The organism is Helicobacter apodemus, assembly GCF_003097575.1.
GTDB lineage: Bacteria > Campylobacterota > Campylobacteria > Campylobacterales > Helicobacteraceae > Helicobacter_D > Helicobacter_D apodemus.
This window is the reverse complement of the sequence record NZ_CP021886.1, coordinates 448515-468040: the sequence shown is the minus strand read 5'-3', so window position 1 is coordinate 468040 and position 19526 is coordinate 448515. Positions and strand designations below refer to the sequence as shown.

Below are 19526 nucleotides of genomic sequence, written 5' to 3'. Positions count from 1 at the left end.
TTTTTACCACAAGAACAAAATAAAGACTTTCAAAAATACATTGTCTTAGGGAATCCTCCTTTTGCGCTTCGTAGTAATCTTGCTTTAAGGTTTATTAATCACGCAGGGTATTTTGCGGATTTTGTTGCTTTTATTTTGCCACCTTTATTTGATAGCGATGGTAAGGGTAGTCCTAAAAAAGGATTAGGAATTTTACTTTAGCTTTGAGTGAAAAACTACCTTTAAATAGTTTTATTTATCCAAATGGTAAGGAGGTTGAAGTTGCGACACTTTTCCAAATATGGGTCAATAATGCTTTGCTCGAAAATAAGTCTATCAACATTGAAATTCCACAGATGAAAACTTGTAAGGAATTTATCAAAGTTTATTCTCTAAGTGATGGAGGCACAAGCTCTAGCACAAGAAATAAAGCTATGCTGCATAAATGCGATTTGTATTTGCCTAGCACTTGTTTCCACCCACACACAAAGCCACAAATGAAGCTTTATTATGATTTTGAATCCTTACCACACAGAAGAGGCTATGGTATTGTTATCCTTAAAGACAAAATGCAAGTAAAAAAAGCAATGGAGAGCATAAATTGGGAACAGATAAGTTTTATAGGCACAAATTCAAGCCTTAATCTTCGCACCTCCTTAATAGAGGAAGCACTTATCGCAAAGGGTTTTTATGATAAGGAGCTTGTTTAATGGATATTTTCAAGTTAGCTCAAAATGTCTTTGATGAGATAGAATCTGAAGTTAATCAGACAACCAAATGGAAAAGTGATTCTAAATATATAAGAATTAGGCATTTGTAAATTGACAAGTGGGGTAGTTTTGGCGAGAGGCTTTTAAGGGATATTTTTGCAATTTTTAATAAATCTTTCACTTAAGAATCTGTTTCAACTTCATCTCTTGCTATTGCATTCCTTTGCCATAAATACAAAACGCAAGATTATACTAACCCCCCCTCTTGATGATTTAAAGAAAAATAAAAGGTAAAAGTTAAGAGTAATTCATCACAGCACTAAAACCTAAATTCACGCCTTAAATCCTTGCAAAAAATAATCCACCGTGGATTATTTTAGAATCTAAGATAGTTAAATCTTTATCTAACGCAAGGGTGCTATCTCATCAAGCACACTTAGGGCGTTTAAGCTTCTAGGATAGCCGATATAAGGCACAAGTGCAGTAACAACTGCAATGAGTTTAGCTCTATCATTTCCGATTCTTAGATTCCCTGCAATATGTGCTCTCACTTGAGAATCTGCCCCTCCCATTGAAAGAATATATACAAAGGTTAAAAGCTCCCGAAACTTTAAAAGAAGCCCACCACGCGTATAATAATCCCCAAAGCAGTTTGCGCTTAAAAAGGTGCGGATATGTTGATAATCCTTTGGTGCTGCTGCATTGCCTTTATCAATGGCTTCACCAAAAAGTGTGCGTTGGGTTTCAAGCCCCTTTTCTCTCCTTTGGGCATATTCTATCTTGCCTTGAGATTCTAAAGGAAGTGCGATTCATTGTTGCATAAAGATTTCATTGGTGGCACTGATAAAATCTAGCACCTTTCCCATACCAACATAAGGCGTGGCTTGGTAGAGAATTTCCTTGATTGCCACAGGTTCAACGCCATTTTTCAAAGTCGCCTTTAGGATAATTTTAAACTCACTCAAAGCAGGAATGGCTACAAGTGAAGCAAGAGTAATCATCAAGCTTTCTTTAAGCTCAAGCTTAGATTCTGTGGGGACTTCATCAAAAGCGAAATTCACATAATTGGTAAAAAACTCGGGGTCGCTCTTTGCAAGTGGCACATCAGTGCTGTCAAAGAGTTTTTCAAAAGTTTGTTTTGCTTTTGGGGTAAGATTGGTTTTCATTGTGTCTCCTTGAATGTTTTGTATTTTCTCTATATTTTGCGTGGAATTAGAATTACACGCACTCAAAGCAAAGCCGCTAAAACTTGCTAAACTTGCGACTGTACCAAACTTTGCAGAGGTTTTTAAAAACTCTCTACGCTCTAGGGATAGTTTGTCTTGCATTTTCTCTCCTTGTGATGATTATTTGCTTAGTCGCTCAATGAGGGCTTTTTGATAAGATTCTAGTTTTGAATGGCTCACTGTTTCAAAAACAAGAGGTTCTAAGTATGTCATACCACAATGTAAAGCACTTGCTTTCATCGGCAAAAACACATCTTTAAGTTCCACGCCGATTCTGCCATTTTTGCCATAGGTGCTAGAGCCTCCTGCCGCAGTAGAAACTATTAACATTTCTTTGCCGCTCCACAAACCCGGTCCTACGCTTCCCCAAGTCTCGTTAAGGTAGGCTTTCATCATCGGCGTGATATTAAACCAATGCGTAGGAAACAAAAATACGATTCTGTCATACTGCCTTGTAATCTCCCGCTATTTTGCGCCATCAATCGCCCTTGTGTCATAGCCATAGAGACTTTCAAGATTCCTCACCTCCACGCCTTTCACACCTCTTGCAGCCTCCTCTAAGCCTTTAATAAAAGTGGATCTTTCTGGATAAGGGTGTGAAGCAATCAAAAGCGTTTTTACCTGTGCTTGTGTTGCAAAAAGATGAGACATTAAGCCAAACATTAGTGCAAAAAACAACATTTTTGTCATTGCTACTCCTTTAGGATAAAATAGATTCTGTAATTATAAATCCTGACACCTAGTGTTTGTCAAGGGGAAAGGTGTAAAAGCCCAAAAGCTTAAAAGATTGTATGAAGTATAACTTTTAAGTTTTTATATAAATATTTTAAGGCAAGTTAATTTTTAGAATCTTATTTTCTCCCATTTTGGGAATCCATAAAAACTTCCCATCGCTAAACATATCCGCTGGTCCTTTGATAAAGGGGAGATTTAAAGTGCTTTTCTTGCCCTTCTTATCAACCCTATAAATCGCACCCTTGCCATTCTCACCCCAATTACTCACGAGCAAATCACCATTTTTGGCAAAGGCTAAACCATCATACGCACCCTTTTGTGCAATGAGTGTTTTAATCCCTAAGCTTTGCATATCAATACTAAGCACTTCTCCACCTCTTGTGTTAGCAACATAAAGCTTTGTTTTGTCTTTATCAAACAAAAGTCCATTTGGTCTGCCATATTTGTCTGCATCAAGCTTCATAAAAGTTTCATATTTTTTATTTTTCACATTGACTTTGTGGATAATGCCTGTGTCTGTATCACTCATAAAAAGTGTGTTGTTGTCATAGGCGGCAATATCATTTAAAAACACAGAACCTACAATAGGTAGCGAAAAAACCTGTTTTTTGCTTAGAATATCAAAGCCTTTTAGAGTATCAATATCTACGACAAAAAGTGTATTGTCAAGTTGGGTCATACCCTTTGGAGCATTTAAATTACTTAAAAAGTGCAATTCTATTATATTCCCCTGTGTATCAAGCTTAGAGATAAAGCCATCATTATCTTTTATTAGAGGGGCTAATTTCTCGCCGACATTGGCTACATAAACGCTATTTCCCTCTACCCAAATGCTTTCTGGTGAGGCAAAACCGCTTATTTCTTGTGCGTTTAATGCACTCAAACAAATACCTAAAGCACAGACTGCTTTTGCTATTTTTTCTCTCATATTCAATCCTTTATAGCAAAATTTAAAAAATGCATTATAAGAAAAAATTACTTTTAGCTGTGGGAGTTTTTTGGTAAAAAATATAAATTTTTTGATTTTTGGTATTGTTTGGGAGTTTCTTTAAGACTTGAAACAAATGAGGAAGTAAAGTAAAACAAGTATATTGATGTTTTTGTAGAGTATTTGCCAAAATTACACTTTTTAGTCTCTTCAATCGAGCCATTAAAATTAATTAGCTGGTATGCTTTGCCGTAGAGATTGATTTCACTTAAACTAAGTCAAGTTAGCTAAGATTTTTAAGAGGAGGGTAAGGGATTTTATGAGTGTTTTAGCTCTTTAGCTAAGAATCTCCCTGTATGACTTCCTGTTTTTTTAGCCCTTTTTGCGATTTTCTCTGGAGATCCACTATCTACGATATTGCCTCCATTGCTTCCCCCTCTGGTCCTATATCGATGATAAAATCTGCATTTTTTATCATATCTAAATTATGTTCTATGACGATAACACTATTGCCTAAATCTGTTAGGTGGTGCAAAACTTTTACAAGTCTATCTACATCGGCAAAATGCAATCCTGTGGTTGGCTCATCAAGGATATAGAGGGTTTTTCCGGTATCTTTGCGGCTAAGTTCTTTAGCAAGTTTGATCCTTTGGGCTTCCCCTCCACTAAGGGTAGTAGCGTTTTGTCCTAAAGTGATATAGCCTAATCCTACTTCTTTGAGTGTTTTAAGCTTTTGGTGAATTTTGGGGATTTTGTTAAAAAACTCATAGGCTTCATCAACACTCATTTCTAAGACTTGTGCGATATTTTTGCCTTTATATTCTACTTCAAGTGTTTGTGCGTTATAACGCGTCCCATTACACGAATCACATTTCACCATAATATCGGGTAAAAAGTGCATTTCAATCTTTATTTCTCCCTCACCTTGGCATTTTTCACATCTTCCACCCTTGACATTAAAGCTAAAGCGACTAATATTGTAATTACGGATTTGTGCTTCTTTGGTTTGGGAGAAAATTTGCCGTATTTCATCCATAGCACCGGTGTAGGTTACAGGATTAGATCGGGGGGTTCTACCAATGGGGCTTTGGTCTAGGTATATAACTTTATCAAGTTTTTCTAGTCCTTCAATCTCTACCCCATCCACTTTTTTTACCTTTTTGCTATTATTAAGGATTTCTTGGGCTACAGGCAGGAGTGTTTGCAGGATAAGGGAGCTTTTTCCGCTTCCGCTTACTCCGCTTATGCATACAAAGTTTTTAAGTGGTATTTGCACACTTAGATTATGGATATTATTGATATTGACATTTTTAATCTCAATCCATTCTTCTTGATTTCTCCTTACAAAATATTCTATTTTTTTCTTACCATTTAGGTATTGTGCGGTTTGTGTATCACTGCCTAAAAGTTGTGTGAGATTCCCGCTAAAGACTACTTCTCCTCCATATTTTCCCGCACCTGGTCCAATATCTACAATAAAATCTGCGTGTTCTATCGTCTCTTTGTCGTGCTCTACGACAATAACAGAGTTTCCCTTTTGTTGCAGGTTTCTTAAGGTTTTAATAAGCTTTAAAGTATCCCTTTCGTGTAATCCAATACTTGGTTCATCAAGCACATACATAACGCCTGTTAAACCACTCCCAATTTGACTAGCTATTCTTATCCTTTGCGATTCCCCGCCGCTAATACTACGAGCGTCCCTCCCTAAACTTAAATAACCTAAGCCTACATCATAAAGGAAATAGAGTCTCTCACAAATTTCTTTTAAAATAGGGGCAGCGATCATTGCTTGTTGGGTATTGAAATATTCAAAATTTTGTGTATTAGCAAAGAAGCCATAACATTGATCAATGGGTAAATCCAAGAGTTCTCCTAGAGTTTTGTTTGCTACTTGCACAGAGAGGCTTTGGGGTAATAATCTATGCCCTTTGCATTCTTCACAAACTTTTTCACTCATATAATCATTTAAGTCTTTATTGTCTTTAAACATATCATAAGCAATGGCTATAATGCCACTCCAAGGACGCTTTAAATGGGAGCTTTTCCAAGTAAATTCTATTTCTTGGTTATTTCCATAAAGAATAGCTTTTTGTTCAAAGTCTTTTAAGTCCTCAAAAGCACTTTGTGGGTTGATTTTATTAGCTTTACAAAATCCTTTAAAAAGCTCATTGTAATAGCTTTTGTTAAATCCGTGAATGATTTTAATTCCCCCCTCACTTAAGGGTAAAGAAATATCAAGAATCTTCTTGGTATCAATGCTATACCTAATCCCTAAGCCATCGCATTTTTGGCAAGCACCTTTAGGGGAGTTGAAAGAAAAGCTAAGGGGCTCTAAAGGATTAAAAGAGACTTTACAATCAAAGCAGGCTAAATGCTCACTAAAATGGATAAGCTCATTTTTATTTTCTTTTAAGAGTTCAATTTCTACTTCCCCATAAGATTCTTTAAGGGCTTTTTCAATACTTTGTGCAATCCTATCTTTATTTTGGGGATTAATAACAACTCTATCAATAACAATTTTTATAGTATGTTTTTTGGTTTTAGCTAAATGAATCTCTTCATCAAGACGCACTAAGACACCATTAATTTGTGCTCTTATATAACCCTTTTGACGCAAAGATTCAAGTTTATCTGTAAAAGTTCCCTTTTTTTCACGAATAATAGGGGCTAGAATAAGGGCTTTAGAATCTTCGGGCAATTTTAAGATTTGAGTGATAATATCACTAGCACTCATTTGTGAAATAGGTTTTTTACATAGGTGGCAATGTTGGATTCCTACTCTTGCATACAAAAGCCGTAAATAATCATAAATCTCTGTAATAGTTCCAACGGTGGAGCGGGGATTTTTACTCGTAGTTTTTTGATCAATAGCAATAGCTGGAGTTAATCCCTCTATTTTATCGACATCTGGCTTACCGATTTTGTCTAAAAATTGTCTTGCATAGCTTGAGAGGCTTTCTATATAACGTCTCTGTCCTTCTGCATAGAGGGTATCAAAAGCTAGAGTGCTTTTCCCGCTGCCACTAAGTCCTGTTAAAACAACAAGCTTATTTTTAGGGATATTAAGATGAATGTTTTTGAGATTATTTTCTTTAGCATTGGTGATAATAATGTATTCAAGCGGTGTTGGATTTTGTTTAGGATTCACAGCAGTTTCCTTACTATATTAATAAATATTTTAGTTTCAAATTATAACGCTTTTTAACTTATGTTTATTTTTAGGGATTTTAAGGCGTAGAGTTTTTTAAGTGGGTAAATTTATACGGGTTAATAGGTATTATTAATAAAATTTTACTTTTTAAGTGTTTTAATAAATGTTTTTTGAAAAAATAAAAAATCCTTAAATAATTAAATTTAGGGATAAAATACAAAGTGTTGTATTAATTTAAAATTTGGTAGGGATTTTATGTTTAAGAAGCTTTCTTTGAAAATGAAAATTATAGTGTTATTTTTGGGATATTGTCTTGCTTTAGTGGCTTTAATTCTTTCAGGATTGTGGAGTGAGAGGGAGGCAAGAATAAGTGTAGAAGAGAATATGAATACCATAATTCGTTCTCAAATAGAGCTAAAACTAAAATTAGCTACAGATATGTTAGCTAGCTCTTTAGGAATGTTAGTAAAAGGGCTTTCAGAAGAAAATCAGGTTATGCTGCTTAACCAAGCAATTTCTGAATTTCGTTTTGAAGATGATAAATCAGGGTATTTCTTTGCCTATAAAGATTATACTCCTATAGTGCATCCTGTGAGACCGGATTTAGTGGGTAAATCCCTTTATGATATTAAAGATGTAAATGGAGTTTTCTATGTTAGGGAGCTAAAAGATACGGGATTAAACCAAAGTAAAGAAGGGAGATTTGTTTATTATGTGTTTTCCAAACCTTTACCCGATGGCACTATAATAGATGCCAAAAAAGTCGCTTATGCACAAAAAATTGCTAATACGGATAATCTTTGGATTGGGACAGGTGTTTATATTGATAATGTAGAAAGTGAGGCAAAAATATATTCTAATATATTTGTAAGTGCTATAGCTAAGAATTTTTTATTGGCTGGTTTAATTGTATGTGGAATCTTTATTGTTTTTATCATACCGCTAGTTTGGAGTTTTTACTCGGATATCGTAAAAAGTGTTCGAATCTTGCAAGGAAATATTGTTTCTTTTTTTGAATATTTAAGTTATAAGACTGATAATGTTTCTTTAACACCCATTAATTCTAAGGATGAATTTAGTCAAATGGCGTTATTGATTAATAAAAATGTTAAAGATATTAAACTTGGTATTGAAACAGATAAACAAACAATTTCGCAATTTCAAGATATTGTTAGTAAATTCAAAAAGGGTGATTTGTCTTTACAAATTACCAATAAGCCCTCTAATCCTAATTTGAATCTTTTAGTCAATTTGCTAAATGAAGCTATGAAGAGTTGGTCTTTTTTACTCTTAGAAGTTAATCAAATTTTGAAAAGATATTCCCATAATGATTTTAGAGAAAGAATTAAAGCAGATGGATATGAAAAACAAGCTTGTGTGTTAATTGATGGGATTAATTATCTAGGTGATGAAATGGTAAATATTTTAAAAACCCAAGAAATGATGAGTTTAAACTTAGAGGGTAGCTCTAATAAACAAAACGAAGAAATGGTGAATTTATCAAATGCTATTTCTCAGCAGCATTCCTCACTTGAGAAATCCGCTACTGCTATTGAAGAAATCTCTAGCTCTATGCAAAATGTTAGTGATAAGACAGGAGAGGTTACAAGACAAGCAGAGGATATTAAAAATATCGTAAGTGTGATTAAAGATATTGCCGATCAAACTAATCTCTTAGCATTAAATGCAGCTATTGAAGCAGCAAGAGCAGGAGAACACGGAAGAGGCTTTGCAGTTGTTGCAGATGAAGTTAGAAAATTAGCAGAGAGAACAGGAAAGTCTTTAAATGAGATTGAAGCTAATGTTAATGTCTTAGTGCAAGGTATTAATGATATGAGTGAATCTATTAAAGAACAAACAGAGGGTATTTCACAAATTAATGAAGCTATTAATCAATTAGAGGGTGTTACACAAAAAAGCGTTGAAGCGGTTAATAATTCCCAAGAAATTAGCTTAAGGGTTAATGAAATAGTGGGTGAAATAAAAATGGAGATTCAAAAGAAGCAGTATTAATAGGACTAAGTCCTATTAAAGATTATTGTCTCCTACCAAAGGTTATGGCATAAGTAGCATTTCTAAGATCAAATAGTGGGTCTTTTGGTGCTTCCACACCTGTTGGTAAATCCGCTGGAAAATAAACATCTTTATTACATTGCATTCCTTGGTATTGTTGAACTTTTAAAGTGCCCACTAAAGTTTCTTTGTGCTTTCCTTTCCAAATAGCTGTCGTATCATTGGTCGCGTCTCCTTTATTAGGATACACAAGATACATATCATATTCAATGGGTTTTGCTTGTGTGTAAGTTTGGAAGTTTTCAAGCAAGAAATTTTTACTCATATTTTTAAGTTGTTTTTCATCAAGATATTTTATCCCATCTTTGGGAATAAATTTCCATCTAGCAGGAATGGGATCTTTTTGGTTGGGTGTTTTAAACCAAAAAGTATGATTGCTATAAAAAGGGGTATTTTCAAGACTAGAGATGCCCATTTTATCAACCATAGCTGCATAATTTTTATAAGAATCTATTTCTTGAGTTAGTTTTTTAATTTTTTGTGTATCTACTTTACCATTTACAGGTATTCTCATCTCAAAAAATTGTCCAAACTCTTGGGGATTTTTTGCAAAATTTACTTCCGTATTTAGCATTACCATTGTCCATTGATGGTTCTCTCCTTGAAACCTCAGAGCCATTCCTCTTGCTTTACTCTTGTCATCCATAATAGCACCACCTAATGAATAACGAATTTCCATAGGAATAGAACTTTGTTTAAATAATGGAACATCAATTGTAGCAGTAATATCTGTAGTAGGTTCAAAAATTCCGCTAGCACAGAAACCTTTTGTATGATTAATTTTTCTTTTAGGATCTTGTGGGCTACTATTTAACTGATAAAATATGTCTGCAATATCTTCTGCATCATAAGTTTTATTCTCTTGAGCTATTGCCACATTTCCTAATAAGGAACAAGCTAACACTAAACTTAAATATTTTTTGTTTTTCATAAGTAAAATCCTTGTTATTATAAATATTTTAGGAATGTAATTATAATTTAAAATAATTTAATAGATTGTAATCGTAGAAAATTTAAGTTTAAGTTAATAATACATAGTATTCTTATAATTCTATTTTAATGATTTTTGTTTTAAAATAATAATGTTTCTTAAAATTTAAATAAAAGGATATAGATAATGCAAAAAATTGGTTTATTTTATGGCAGTGATAGTGGAAATACTGAAAATATCGCTAAGAAAATTGCTGATACATTAGGAGATGTAGATCTTTTTGATGTTGCAAAAACAGAGAAGGCAAAACTTTTAGAATATAAAAATCTTATTTTAGCAACTCCAACTTATGGTAGTGGAGATATGCAAGGGGATTGGGAAGAGTTTTTAGAGACTTTAAGCCCAGAGGATTTTAATGGAAAGGTTATAGCATTAGTGGGTTTAGGCGACCAAGATACTTATGCAGATAGTTTTTGTGATGGATTATTACCTATTTATGAAGTCGCTAATAAACAAGGAAAGATTATTGGATTTACTAAAACAGAGGGTTATGAATATGAAGAAACAAAGACAATTGTTGATGGACAATTTATAGGCTTAATGCTTGATGAAGATAATCAAGAAGAGCTAAGTGAGCAAAGGATTAAAGAATGGATAGGAAATATTAAAGGGCAATTTGAATAATTAAAAGGTTTGATACCCTAGTAGGATACATTTATCAAAATAGGGCAACACACATATTGCTTTAATCTCTCCTTGTATTCCAATATCCTCTAGGGTTTCATAGTATTTAATGTCAAATTGTAAATAGCTTCCTAATTGCGTGGCAATTCCAATCCCGTTTTGCTCATTAAAAGTGATAAAGCGAGAAATTTTAGTAAATACAAGCACTAAAGAACCATAAAGTTGTTCTTTTTGCTCTGTATTCATTAAATGATAAGATTCATAACTTAATAATTTTCTACCTCTAAAGCGGATGTAATTTTTTTCTAAGCTTTGAATATGGACTTGTTGGTAAAAAGTTTCAAAATCCATAGCATAAGCCCTATGAATCCCAAAATACAAGAATAAAAATAATTTAAAAGGTTTCAATAGTGGTTTTAAAGCTTTCAAAATAATACTTATTTGCTTGTTGTAAGGGCAGAGAAATATCGCCTATTTTTAGTTTATCTCCTCCAGTATGGGCTATTTTTGTTAAGCAAAAATTAGAATTTGTTGTTAAATCCATAAGGGATTTTAAAGTAATTTCTTCTTTTTGAGTATTTATGGCGATTAAGACTTGTGTCGGGGATTCTGCAAAAAGATTTTGAAAGCTTAAAGGTTGAATACTCTCACACCCTACTTGTCCTCTTATACAAGCTTTAGCTAGGGAGAGGGCAAGACCTCCTTGATAAATATCAACCGCAGCTTTTAATAATCCTTTATCGTTAGCCTTTAAAAGAATATCCCATAGGAGTAATTCATCTTGTAGATTAATAGGTGCAATAGGGGCTTTGATGCTATTGCCAAAGTGTTTAGCTACAAGGCTTCCACCAAATTGTGGATTGTAAGATTTAGGTTTTAGATGATAGATGCTAAGATTAGCAGAGAATTTACTACTAAGCGTCTTTAAAGGATTATCAATAACACCAACACCAACTATTGTAGGTGTAGGATAAATATCTTGTTGGTTAGTTTGGTTATAGAGGCTAACATTTCCACTTACAACGTGGGTATTGAGTATTTTGCAAGATTCTTTAATGCCTTCACAAGTTTCTTTAAATTGCCACATAACTTCTGGATTTTCTGGGTTTCCAAAGTTAAGACAATCAGTGATTGCTAAGGCTCTACCGCCCCTTAGGGCAATATCCCTTCCTGCCTTTGCTACAGCTTGTTTTGCACCCTCTTTAGGGTTAAGGTAGCAGATTCTAATAGGGCAGATGGCACTCATTGCTAAAGCTTTGTTATTTTCTTTTACTCTAATAACACTTGCTCCACCACTCCCAGCTTTGGTAATAGTATTGGTTTGCACGGTGCTATCATATTGCTCATATACCCACGCTTTATCACAAATATCAGGGCTTTTTAAAAGTTCTTGAAAGATTTCATTAGGGTTTAAAGCTTGGAATATTTCTTTTTTAAGCGGTGGCAGAGAATCTAAATAAGTAGGGTTTTGACTTACTGGACGCTTTAGAATAGGTGCTTCCTCGCTTAAGGGAGCAATAGGAATCTCCGCACATTTTGCACCCTCCCAATAAAGCTCCATTTTGCCACTATTAGTAACCTCCCCAATAATCGCACAATCAAGCTCCCATTTGTTAAAGATTTCTATAATATTTGCCTCACAACCCTTCTTGGCACAAATAAGCATTCGCTCTTGGGATTCACTAAGCATTAATTCATAGGGATTCATTTTTTCTTCTCGCGTAGGCACTTTATCTAAGTGTAGTATCATTCCGCTTCCACTGCGTCCTGCCATTTCAAAACTAGAGCTTGTAAGCCCTGCAGCCCCCATATCTTGTATCCCCACAATCAAGTCTTTTTTGAATAATTCTAAACAAGCCTCTAAAAGGAGCTTTTCTGTAAATGGGTCGCCTATTTGCACAGTAGGACGCAAAGATTTAGAATCCTCACTAAAAGAATCACTACTCATAACAGCACCTCCTAAGCCATCTCGTCCGGTTTTGCTCCCTACATAAATAACAGGATTTCCAATTCCCTCAGCCCTCCCATAAAAAATTTCATCATTTTTGATAATCCCTAAAGTAAAGGCATTAACTAAGATATTACCCTCATAGCAAGATTCAAAGCTCATCTCCCCCCAATGGTTGGGACTCCCATACAATTACCATATCCTCCTATACCACTTACAACTCCGCGTAAAAGGTAGCGGTGTTTAGAGCCTGTGGAATTGTTTTGGGTAATATCGCCAAAGCGAATGGCATTAAGACTTGCTACAGGTTTAGCTCCCATAGTAAAAATATCACGCATAATCCCTCCAACTCCTGTAGCAGCTCCGGCATAAGGCTCAATGAAACTTGGGTGATTATGGGATTCTATTTTAAACACCGCCCCATATCCTCCACCAATATCAATAATTCCTGCATTCTCTCCTGGTCCTTGAAGCACCCATTTTGCATCACTTGGGAATCCATTAAGATAAATTTTGCTTGATTTATAGCTACAATGCTCACTCCACATAGCAGAAAAAATCCCAATTTCAATAAGATTTGGCTCCCTTTGTAGAATATGCAAAATCTTTTGGTAGTTCTCTAAAGTAAGTTTGTGTTGTTTTAAAACCGATTCTAGATTTTCCATTTATCACCTTGAAGTTTAATTGTGTAGTTTTTACTAATCTCAAAGAATATAAATACTAAAGTTTAACAAAGAAGTGATAAAGTAGAGATAAACTAAGAATGAGATAAATATTTTTTAAGTAGAATTGTTTTGCTAAATCAAGATTATCTTTATAGGAGAAAATTATAATGCAATACATCAAGTTTTTTAGGGAGTTAAACAATAAAGATGTCCATATTGTGGGCGGTAAAAATGCAAGTATTGGTGAGATGTTTCAAGAGCTTGTTCCTATGGGTATTAAAGTCCCTAATGGATTTGCCATTACTAGTAAGGCATATTGGTATTTGCTAGATAGTGCTGGGATTAGAGATAAAATTAAAGAACTCCTTGATGGGATTGATGTAACAGAAATTGATGTTTTAAATGTCCGCTCCAAAAAGATACGTGATATGATTTTTGGGACTCCCTTGCCTACAGACTTGCGGGAGGAGATTTTAGAGGCTTATAGGATTTTAAGTCAAGAATATGGAATGGAGGAAGCCGATGTAGCCGTTAGAAGCTCTGCTACCGCAGAGGATTTACCTGATGCTTCTTTTGCTGGGCAGCAAGATACTTATTTGAGTGTTCAAGGACAAAGTGAGCTTATTCATTATATTAAATCTTGTATGGCTTCACTTTTTACCGATAGAGCAGTAAGTTATAGGGCTTCAAGAGGATTTGACCATTTTAAAGTAGCTTTATCTGTTGGGGTTCAAAAAATGGTTCGCTCTGATAAGGCAAGCTCGGGAGTAATGTTTAGTATTGATACAGAAACAGGCTTTAAAGATGCTGTGTTAATTACCTCTTCTTGGGGGTTAGGTGAAAATGTGGTAGGAGGGAGTGTTAATCCTGATGAATTTTATGTTTTTAAACCTGCTTTAGAATTAGGAAAACGTCCTATTTTGAAGCGTCAATTAGGGCATAAAAATATAAAAATGGTGTATGCAGCCCCTGGTGCTAAACATCCTACCAAAAATATTGATACTACAGAAGAGGAATTAAAAAGTTTTTCTATTAATGATGATGAGGTCTTAACTTTAGCGCGTTATGCAGTTTTAATTGAGAAACATTATTCTAAAGAAGCGGGTGAATATCGTCCTATGGATATGGAATGGGCAAAAGATGGAAATAGTGGAGAAATTTTTATTGTCCAAGCACGTCCAGAAACAGTGCAAAGTCAAAAAATGAAAAAAAGTAATAATACTTTAGAAAAATATTATTTTGTAGATTCTAAAGAAAAGCCTGTTTTAATTAGGGGTAAAGCTGTTGGTGCAAGGATTGGGAGCGGAAAGATTAGGGTAATTAATGATATTGTGCATATGGGAGAATTACAAGTTGGCGAAATTTTAGTAACGGATAATACAGATCCTGATTGGGAACCAGCGATGAAAAAAGCCGCTGCAGTCATTACTAATCGTGGGGGTAGAACTTGCCACGCTGCCATTGTAGCAAGAGAAATTGGTGTTCCTGCTATTGTAGGTGCAGTAGGTGCTACAGAAACCTTAGAAACGGGGATGGAAGTAACGGTTTCTTGTGCAGAGGGAGAGGATGGGTTAGTCTATGATGGAATCTTTGAGTATGAAGTTGAAAGGGTAGATTTAAGCTCACTAGAACAACCCAAAACAAAAATCTATATTAATGTAGGAAATCCGGAAAAATCTTTTGCGTTTTCGATGATACCTAATAATGGTGTAGGATTAGCTAGGATGGAATTTATTATTAATAATTATATTAAAGCTCATCCTTTAGCACTTATTGATTTACATAGTGGTAATCGAGAATTTGATGGAATAGAGGGTGTGAGGGATATTATGTCTGGTTATGCAAATCCTAAAGATTTTTTTATTAAAAAAATCGCAGAGGGTGTGGGTATGATTGCAGCAGCTTTTTACCCAAAACCAGTTATTGTAAGGACTAGTGATTTTAAATCTAATGAATACCGCAGAATGGTAGGTGGTAAAAATTACGAGCCACAAGAAGAAAATCCTATGATTGGTTATAGGGGGCTAGTCGGTATTATTCCAAGGAATATATCCACGCCTTTGAATTAGAATGTCAAGGTTTAGCAATGGCTAGGAATGAAATGGGATTTACGAATATGAAAATTATGATTCCTTTCTTAAGAACACCTGAAGAGGGAAAACGCGTTTTAGAGATTATGCGTAAAAATGGCCTTGTGCAAGGAGAGAATGGATTAGAGATTTATGTAATGTGTGAATTGCCTGTAAATGTGATTTTAGCTGATGAGTTTTTGCAGCTCTTTGATGGATTTTCTATAGGTTCTAATGACCTAACACAGCTTATTTTAGGTGTAGATAGAGATGGTGAGTTAGTAAGCCATATTTTTGATGAACGCAATCCTGCCCTTTTAAAAATGTTTAAACTAGCCATAGATGCGTGTAAGAAATATAATAAATATTGTGGCATCTGTGGGCAAGCACCTAGTGATTATCCAGAAATTGCAGAATTTTTGGTAGAAAATGGTATTTCTTCAATTTCTTTGAATCCCGATTCTGTGATTGAAACTTGGGATAGAATTGTAAAGTTAGAGAAAAAATTAGGGATTTCATAAGGGTAGAATGTGAAACTTGCAGTATTTGATTTTGATTCTACTTTGATGGATGGGGAGACCATTGATCTTTTAGCAAAAGCTTATGCCAAAGAAGAAGAGGTAAGTAAAATTACCAAAGAAGCTATGAATGGAGAATTAGACTTTTACCAAAGTTTAAAAAGGAGGGTGGAGACTTTAGCGGGAATGCCTTTACCTCTTGTAGAGGAGACTTGCAACAATCTTCCTTATGTTCCTGGTGCTAAGGAGTTAATACTTGCCCTAAAAGCCAAAGATTATAAGGTGGTAGTTTTTAGTGGTGGATTTGATGAAGGGGTTAGTGCGGGTAAGAAAGTATTGGGTTATGATATGCATTTTAGTAATACTTTGCACCATAAAAATGGAGTTTTAACCGGAGAAGTTGGAGGGGAGATGATGTTTAGCTACTCTAAAGGGAGAATGCTTAAAAAAGTGCAGAATCTCTTAAGTATCGGTGAAGAGGATACTATTGTAATGGGGGATGGTGCTAATGATATTTCAATGTTCCCTTATGCTAAGAAAACAATTTCTTTTTGTGGTAAAGATATTGTTAAGAAGTTTGCAAATATTATTGTAGATAAGAAAGATTTAAGAGAGATTATCGCGTATATTTAAGGAGTTTATAATGTCTGAAAATATTTCCTTTTCGCTTTGGTGTGATTTTATTGAAAGGGAGTTTTTAGAAAATCAGTTTCAAACATTAGTGCAAAGTAAGGTGATTCAAGGTGCTACTAGTAATCCCGTGATTTTTCAACAAGCATTCACTAATGCAAGTTATCAAAAACAAAAGGAAGATTTCAAAGGAAAAGAGCCAAAAGAGATTTATGAAAATTTAGCTATTGAAGATATAAAAAGGGCTGCAGAAATTTTACTCCCTATTTATGAGGATAATCCTAATGATGGCTATATTAGTTTTGAGATTGATCCTAACTTATGCGATAACGCTAAAGGAAGCATTGATGAGGGAGTTAGGCTTTTTAAGAGTATTGGTTATCCTAATGTAATGATTAAAATTCCAGCAACTAAAGCAGGAATTGTTGCTATGGAGGAATTAATTTTACAAGGTATTCCTGTAAATGCAACCTTAGTTTTTTCCAAAGAACAAGCTATTGAGTGTATGGAATCTTTTAAAAAGGCTTATGGTATTTTAAAAGAAAGCAATAAAATGGAATTAAAAGAATATCCACGAGCAGTGCTTAGTATTTTTGTCTCCAGATTTGATAGAAAATGTGATGAAGTTTTTAAAAATAAAGAAATTCCAACGGGAACTTTAGGGATTAAAAATGCGCAGCAGCTTTATAAGATTGTTAAAGATTATTCTTTGCCTGTTAGACCGCTTTTTGCTAGCACGGGGGTTAAAGGTGGAGAGTTAGAGCCTAGTTATTATATTAAAGAGCTTTATCACCCTTATGCGATTAATACTGCTCCTTTAACTGCTTTAGAATCTTTTATGGAGTTAAATGTAGTTGATGGTGCTTATTTGCCTAGTGATGAAGAATTAGAGGATTATTTTAAAATGCTTAAAGAAGCAGGGATTGATGTAGAAAAAGTTGCAAAAGAATTGCTACAAGAAGGATTGCAGAGCTTTAAAGAAGCATTTGGAAAGATTTTAGAGAGCTTAAATTAAATAAACTTTTAAAAAAAAAATGCCATAATTTTAGCCTTTAATTTTATGAATGAAGGATTTAAATGTTAAGTGGAATAATTAGAGAGAGTATTTCTAAAGCGGATGTAAAAGCTTTACGAAAAAATGGTTATCTAATTGCCAATATTTATGGGAAAGGCAGAGAAAATATTCATTGTGCGTTTAAACGCAATGATTTTATACGCGAAGTTCGCAATAAAACAGATTTAATTTTTAAAATTCAAGTTGGTTCTAAGGAATATCCTGTTGTAATTCAAGAATACCAAAAAGATCCTATTACTAATGATATTATCCATGTGGATTTAATGTTAGCCCAAGAAGGAATTGAGGCTAAATATTCTGTGAAGGTAAAGATTGTAGGCACTGCAAAGGGATTAAAAAATAAAGGAGTTTTAATGCTTTCTAAAAAACGTATTAAGGTAAAAGCTGCTCCTGAAAATCTCCCTAAAAACTATGAAATTGATGTAACAAATCTTGATGTAGGGGATGTTATTCTTATAAGGGATTTGCCACAAAATAATGGAGTAAAAATTGTGGAGAGGAATGATGTAGCTATTGTAGGTGTTATCAAATCGCGTTAAATGTTTTTAATTGCTGGTTTGGGGAATCCCGGAGATAAATACAAGAATAATCGCCATAATATAGGGTTTATGGTGATAGATGACCTCATTGCTTCTTTAGAAGCAACCAAACAATCTAATAAAGACTTTTATGGTGAGCTTTATAAGTCTCACCAAATATTATTATTAAAACCTACTACTTTTATGAATGCCTCTGGAGAATGTTTTTTGAGAGTAAAAAATTATTACAAAATAGAAAATATTTTAGTAATACACGATGATTTGGATTTAGCATTTGGTGTAATTAGATTCAAATTTGGTGGTGGAAGTGGTGGGCATAATGGGCTAAAATCTATTGATAGTATGTGTGGAAATGGATATTATAGGATTCGCTATGGTATTGGGAAGCCACAAAATAAGCAAGAGGTTGTTAAATGGGTGTTAGAGGATTTTAATGAATATGAAATGCAGTTAAATGAGGCTTTGATTAAGCATTGTTCAAAGGTTGCACTAGAAATTACAAAATTAGATAATCCTGCGTTACTTGCCTCCAAAATCTCTTGTTTTTATACGATTAATTGCCCTAAGCAAACCCTAAAAGATTTTGTTCAATGAGTTTATTTTATCGTTATATTAGTTTTTCTTATATGCGGTATTTTTTAATACTTTTTATTGCCTTAGAGTGCTTTTTTGTTTTTATTGATTTAATAAAGTTTGTCGATGAATTTCCTAATTCTGCTAATTTGATAGTTTTGCTTATTGCTTATGATTTTATTTATGCAAGCGGTTTTATTTTGCCCTTAGCACTCATATTAGCACAAATTGTTTTAATCAATGCTATGTTGAGAAATTCTCAATGGACTGCATTTTTAGCACTTGGATATTCAAGATTTAATATTTTTGCACCTATCTTTTTTATAAGTTTTGTTATAATCTTTGCCTTTATTGGTTTGAACGCTACACCTTTTGCTTATGCTAAAGAAAAAATAGAATTGATTATAGAAAGAGGCTATGTAGGGAGCTATAAAAGTAATGTATTATTGAAATATCAGCAGTATTATATTTATTTTGAAAAGATTTTTCCTTTATTGCAAAGTGCAGAGGGGGTAAGGGTTTATGAGTTTAATCCGCAAACTTTATTAATTGATAAAGTGATTCAATCACAAAGAGCTATTTTTACTGGTGAGGAGTGGAAACTAGAAAATGTCAAGATTACGACTTTGCCAAAAGATTTAAAGCTAGGTCAAACTCCAATAGTCGTTGAATATCAAGAAAGTTATACGATTTTAGAGGGTTTTAAGCCCAAAATTTTGGATAATATTTATGAAAAGCAGGGGAATATTTCTTTAATAGATGCTTATGAAGCAATACAGCTTTTAGCCCAACAAGGTATTAATACCCAAAAACTTAGAGCCTCTTTTTATGTCTTGCTTTTGTTTCCTCTTTTTGCACCTTTAATGATGATTGCTTTATCAAGATTTACTCCTGATTGCAATCGTTATATCCATTTGGGTATGATGACTTTTGGAATGATACTTAGTCTTTTGTTATTATGGGGGATATTTTTTATCCTCTCAAGATTAGCCATTAGCGGGTTTTTATTGCCAGAAATTGGAATCTTATTCCCTTTTGTGATGTTTATAGTGGTGGGTGGTTGGATATTTTTAAGATTGTTAAAAGGATAGA

The 19526-nt window shown here is 34.0% G+C and carries 18 protein-coding genes and 3 pseudogenes; 12 read left to right on the top strand and 9 right to left on the bottom strand.

The window, feature by feature from the left end; all coding sequences use genetic code 11:
* Positions 1-203 precede the first annotated feature (203 nt).
* Positions 204-689 (top strand): hypothetical protein, encoded by a 486-nt coding sequence (locus tag CDV25_RS10430; RefSeq protein ID WP_239056395.1) that lies wholly within the window; start codon positions 204-206, stop codon positions 687-689.
* Between the two features lie 404 nt (positions 690-1093).
* On the opposite strand, the gene CDV25_RS10425 is transcribed toward CDV25_RS10430, so the two are convergent.
* Positions 1094-1363, bottom strand: a complete 270-nt coding sequence (locus tag CDV25_RS10425; protein ID WP_239056455.1) for a carboxymuconolactone decarboxylase family protein — start codon at positions 1361-1363, stop codon at positions 1094-1096.
* Between CDV25_RS10425 and CDV25_RS10420 the strand changes: the two genes are divergently transcribed.
* Positions 1261-1512 carry a hypothetical protein gene (locus tag CDV25_RS10420; protein ID WP_239056394.1) on the top strand — a complete coding sequence of 84 codons (252 nt, stop codon included), beginning with the start codon at positions 1261-1263 and terminating at the stop codon, positions 1510-1512. The genes CDV25_RS10425 and CDV25_RS10420 overlap by 103 nt on opposite strands.
* Here the strand turns inward: CDV25_RS10420 and CDV25_RS10415 are convergent.
* From CDV25_RS10415 to uvrA, 5 genes and pseudogenes are all read right to left on the bottom strand, one after another.
* Entirely contained in the window at positions 1499-2017 is a 519-nt protein-coding gene (locus tag CDV25_RS10415) for a carboxymuconolactone decarboxylase family protein (protein ID WP_239056393.1), read from the bottom strand. The two genes, CDV25_RS10420 and CDV25_RS10415, sit on opposite strands and share 14 nt — an antisense overlap.
* 18 nt (positions 2018-2035) lie before the next feature.
* The gene (locus CDV25_RS10295) at positions 2036-2344 is read right to left on the bottom strand and encodes an NAD(P)H-dependent oxidoreductase (protein ID WP_204161857.1); all 309 of its coding nucleotides are present in this window, start codon (positions 2342-2344) and stop codon (positions 2036-2038) included.
* Between the two features lie 36 nt (positions 2345-2380).
* Complete coding sequence (locus tag CDV25_RS10290; RefSeq protein WP_204161856.1) at positions 2381-2605, bottom strand: NADPH-dependent FMN reductase family protein; 225 nt, start codon at positions 2603-2605, stop codon at positions 2381-2383.
* Positions 2606-2741: 136 nt separating this feature from the next.
* Positions 2742-3578, bottom strand: coding sequence for an SMP-30/gluconolactonase/LRE family protein (locus CDV25_RS02220; protein ID WP_108910591.1), 837 nt, complete (start codon positions 3576-3578; stop codon positions 2742-2744).
* A 317-nt stretch (positions 3579-3895) separates the two neighbouring features.
* Positions 3896-6726: pseudogene (uvrA, locus tag CDV25_RS02215) on the bottom strand (excinuclease ABC subunit UvrA).
* A 258-nt stretch (positions 6727-6984) separates the two neighbouring features.
* On the opposite strand from uvrA, the pseudogene CDV25_RS10880 reads away from it, so the two are divergent.
* A pseudogene (locus CDV25_RS10880) lies at positions 6985-7530 on the top strand (cache domain-containing protein); the annotation flags it as partial.
* A 282-nt stretch (positions 7531-7812) separates the two neighbouring features.
* The gene (locus CDV25_RS10875) at positions 7813-8742 is read left to right on the top strand and encodes a methyl-accepting chemotaxis protein (RefSeq protein ID WP_432805899.1); all 930 of its coding nucleotides are present in this window, start codon (positions 7813-7815) and stop codon (positions 8740-8742) included.
* A gap of 22 nt (positions 8743-8764) precedes the next feature.
* On the opposite strand, the gene CDV25_RS02205 is transcribed toward CDV25_RS10875, so the two are convergent.
* Positions 8765-9733, bottom strand: a complete 969-nt coding sequence (locus CDV25_RS02205) for a catalase family peroxidase (RefSeq protein ID WP_108910589.1) — start codon at positions 9731-9733, stop codon at positions 8765-8767.
* A gap of 186 nt (positions 9734-9919) precedes the next feature.
* On the opposite strand from CDV25_RS02205, the gene CDV25_RS02200 reads away from it, so the two are divergent.
* Entirely contained in the window at positions 9920-10417 is a 498-nt protein-coding gene (locus CDV25_RS02200) for a flavodoxin (protein WP_108910588.1), read from the top strand.
* On the opposite strand, the gene CDV25_RS02195 is transcribed toward CDV25_RS02200, so the two are convergent.
* A complete protein-coding gene (locus CDV25_RS02195) occupies positions 10418-10825 on the bottom strand; it encodes a hypothetical protein (RefSeq protein ID WP_239056392.1) in 408 nt (135 codons plus the stop codon). It lies immediately after the preceding gene.
* Positions 10812-13030 (bottom strand): annotated as a pseudogene (purL, locus tag CDV25_RS02190) (phosphoribosylformylglycinamidine synthase subunit PurL). The gene CDV25_RS02195 and the pseudogene purL overlap by 14 nt, the downstream one beginning before the upstream one ends.
* A 167-nt stretch (positions 13031-13197) precedes the next feature.
* Between purL and ppsA the strand changes: the two are divergent.
* The 7 genes from ppsA to CDV25_RS02160 all read left to right on the top strand — a co-directional run bounded on the left by ppsA (position 13198) and on the right by CDV25_RS02160 (position 19525).
* Positions 13198-15099 (top strand): pyruvate, water dikinase, encoded by a 1902-nt coding sequence (ppsA, locus tag CDV25_RS02185; RefSeq protein ID WP_432805886.1) that lies wholly within the window; start codon positions 13198-13200, stop codon positions 15097-15099.
* 17 nt (positions 15100-15116) lie between these two features.
* Entirely contained in the window at positions 15117-15620 is a 504-nt protein-coding gene (locus tag CDV25_RS10870) for a putative PEP-binding protein (RefSeq protein ID WP_432805885.1), read from the top strand.
* Positions 15621-15629: 9 nt separating this feature from the next.
* Complete coding sequence (gene serB, locus CDV25_RS02180) at positions 15630-16250, top strand: phosphoserine phosphatase SerB (protein WP_108910587.1); 621 nt, start codon at positions 15630-15632, stop codon at positions 16248-16250.
* Positions 16251-16260: 10 nt separating this feature from the next.
* Entirely contained in the window at positions 16261-17262 is a 1002-nt protein-coding gene (locus CDV25_RS02175; RefSeq protein ID WP_108910586.1) for a transaldolase, read from the top strand.
* A gap of 62 nt (positions 17263-17324) precedes the next feature.
* Positions 17325-17861 carry a 50S ribosomal protein L25/general stress protein Ctc gene (locus tag CDV25_RS02170; RefSeq protein ID WP_108910585.1) on the top strand — a complete coding sequence of 179 codons (537 nt, stop codon included), beginning with the start codon at positions 17325-17327 and terminating at the stop codon, positions 17859-17861.
* On the top strand, positions 17862-18455 hold the full coding sequence (gene pth / locus CDV25_RS02165; RefSeq protein ID WP_108910584.1) for an aminoacyl-tRNA hydrolase: 594 nt from the start codon (positions 17862-17864) through the stop codon (positions 18453-18455).
* The gene (locus CDV25_RS02160) at positions 18452-19525 is read left to right on the top strand and encodes an LptF/LptG family permease (protein WP_108910583.1); all 1074 of its coding nucleotides are present in this window, start codon (positions 18452-18454) and stop codon (positions 19523-19525) included. Before pth ends, CDV25_RS02160 begins: the two co-directional genes overlap by 4 nt.
* The last annotated feature ends 1 nt before the right edge of the window (position 19526 follow it).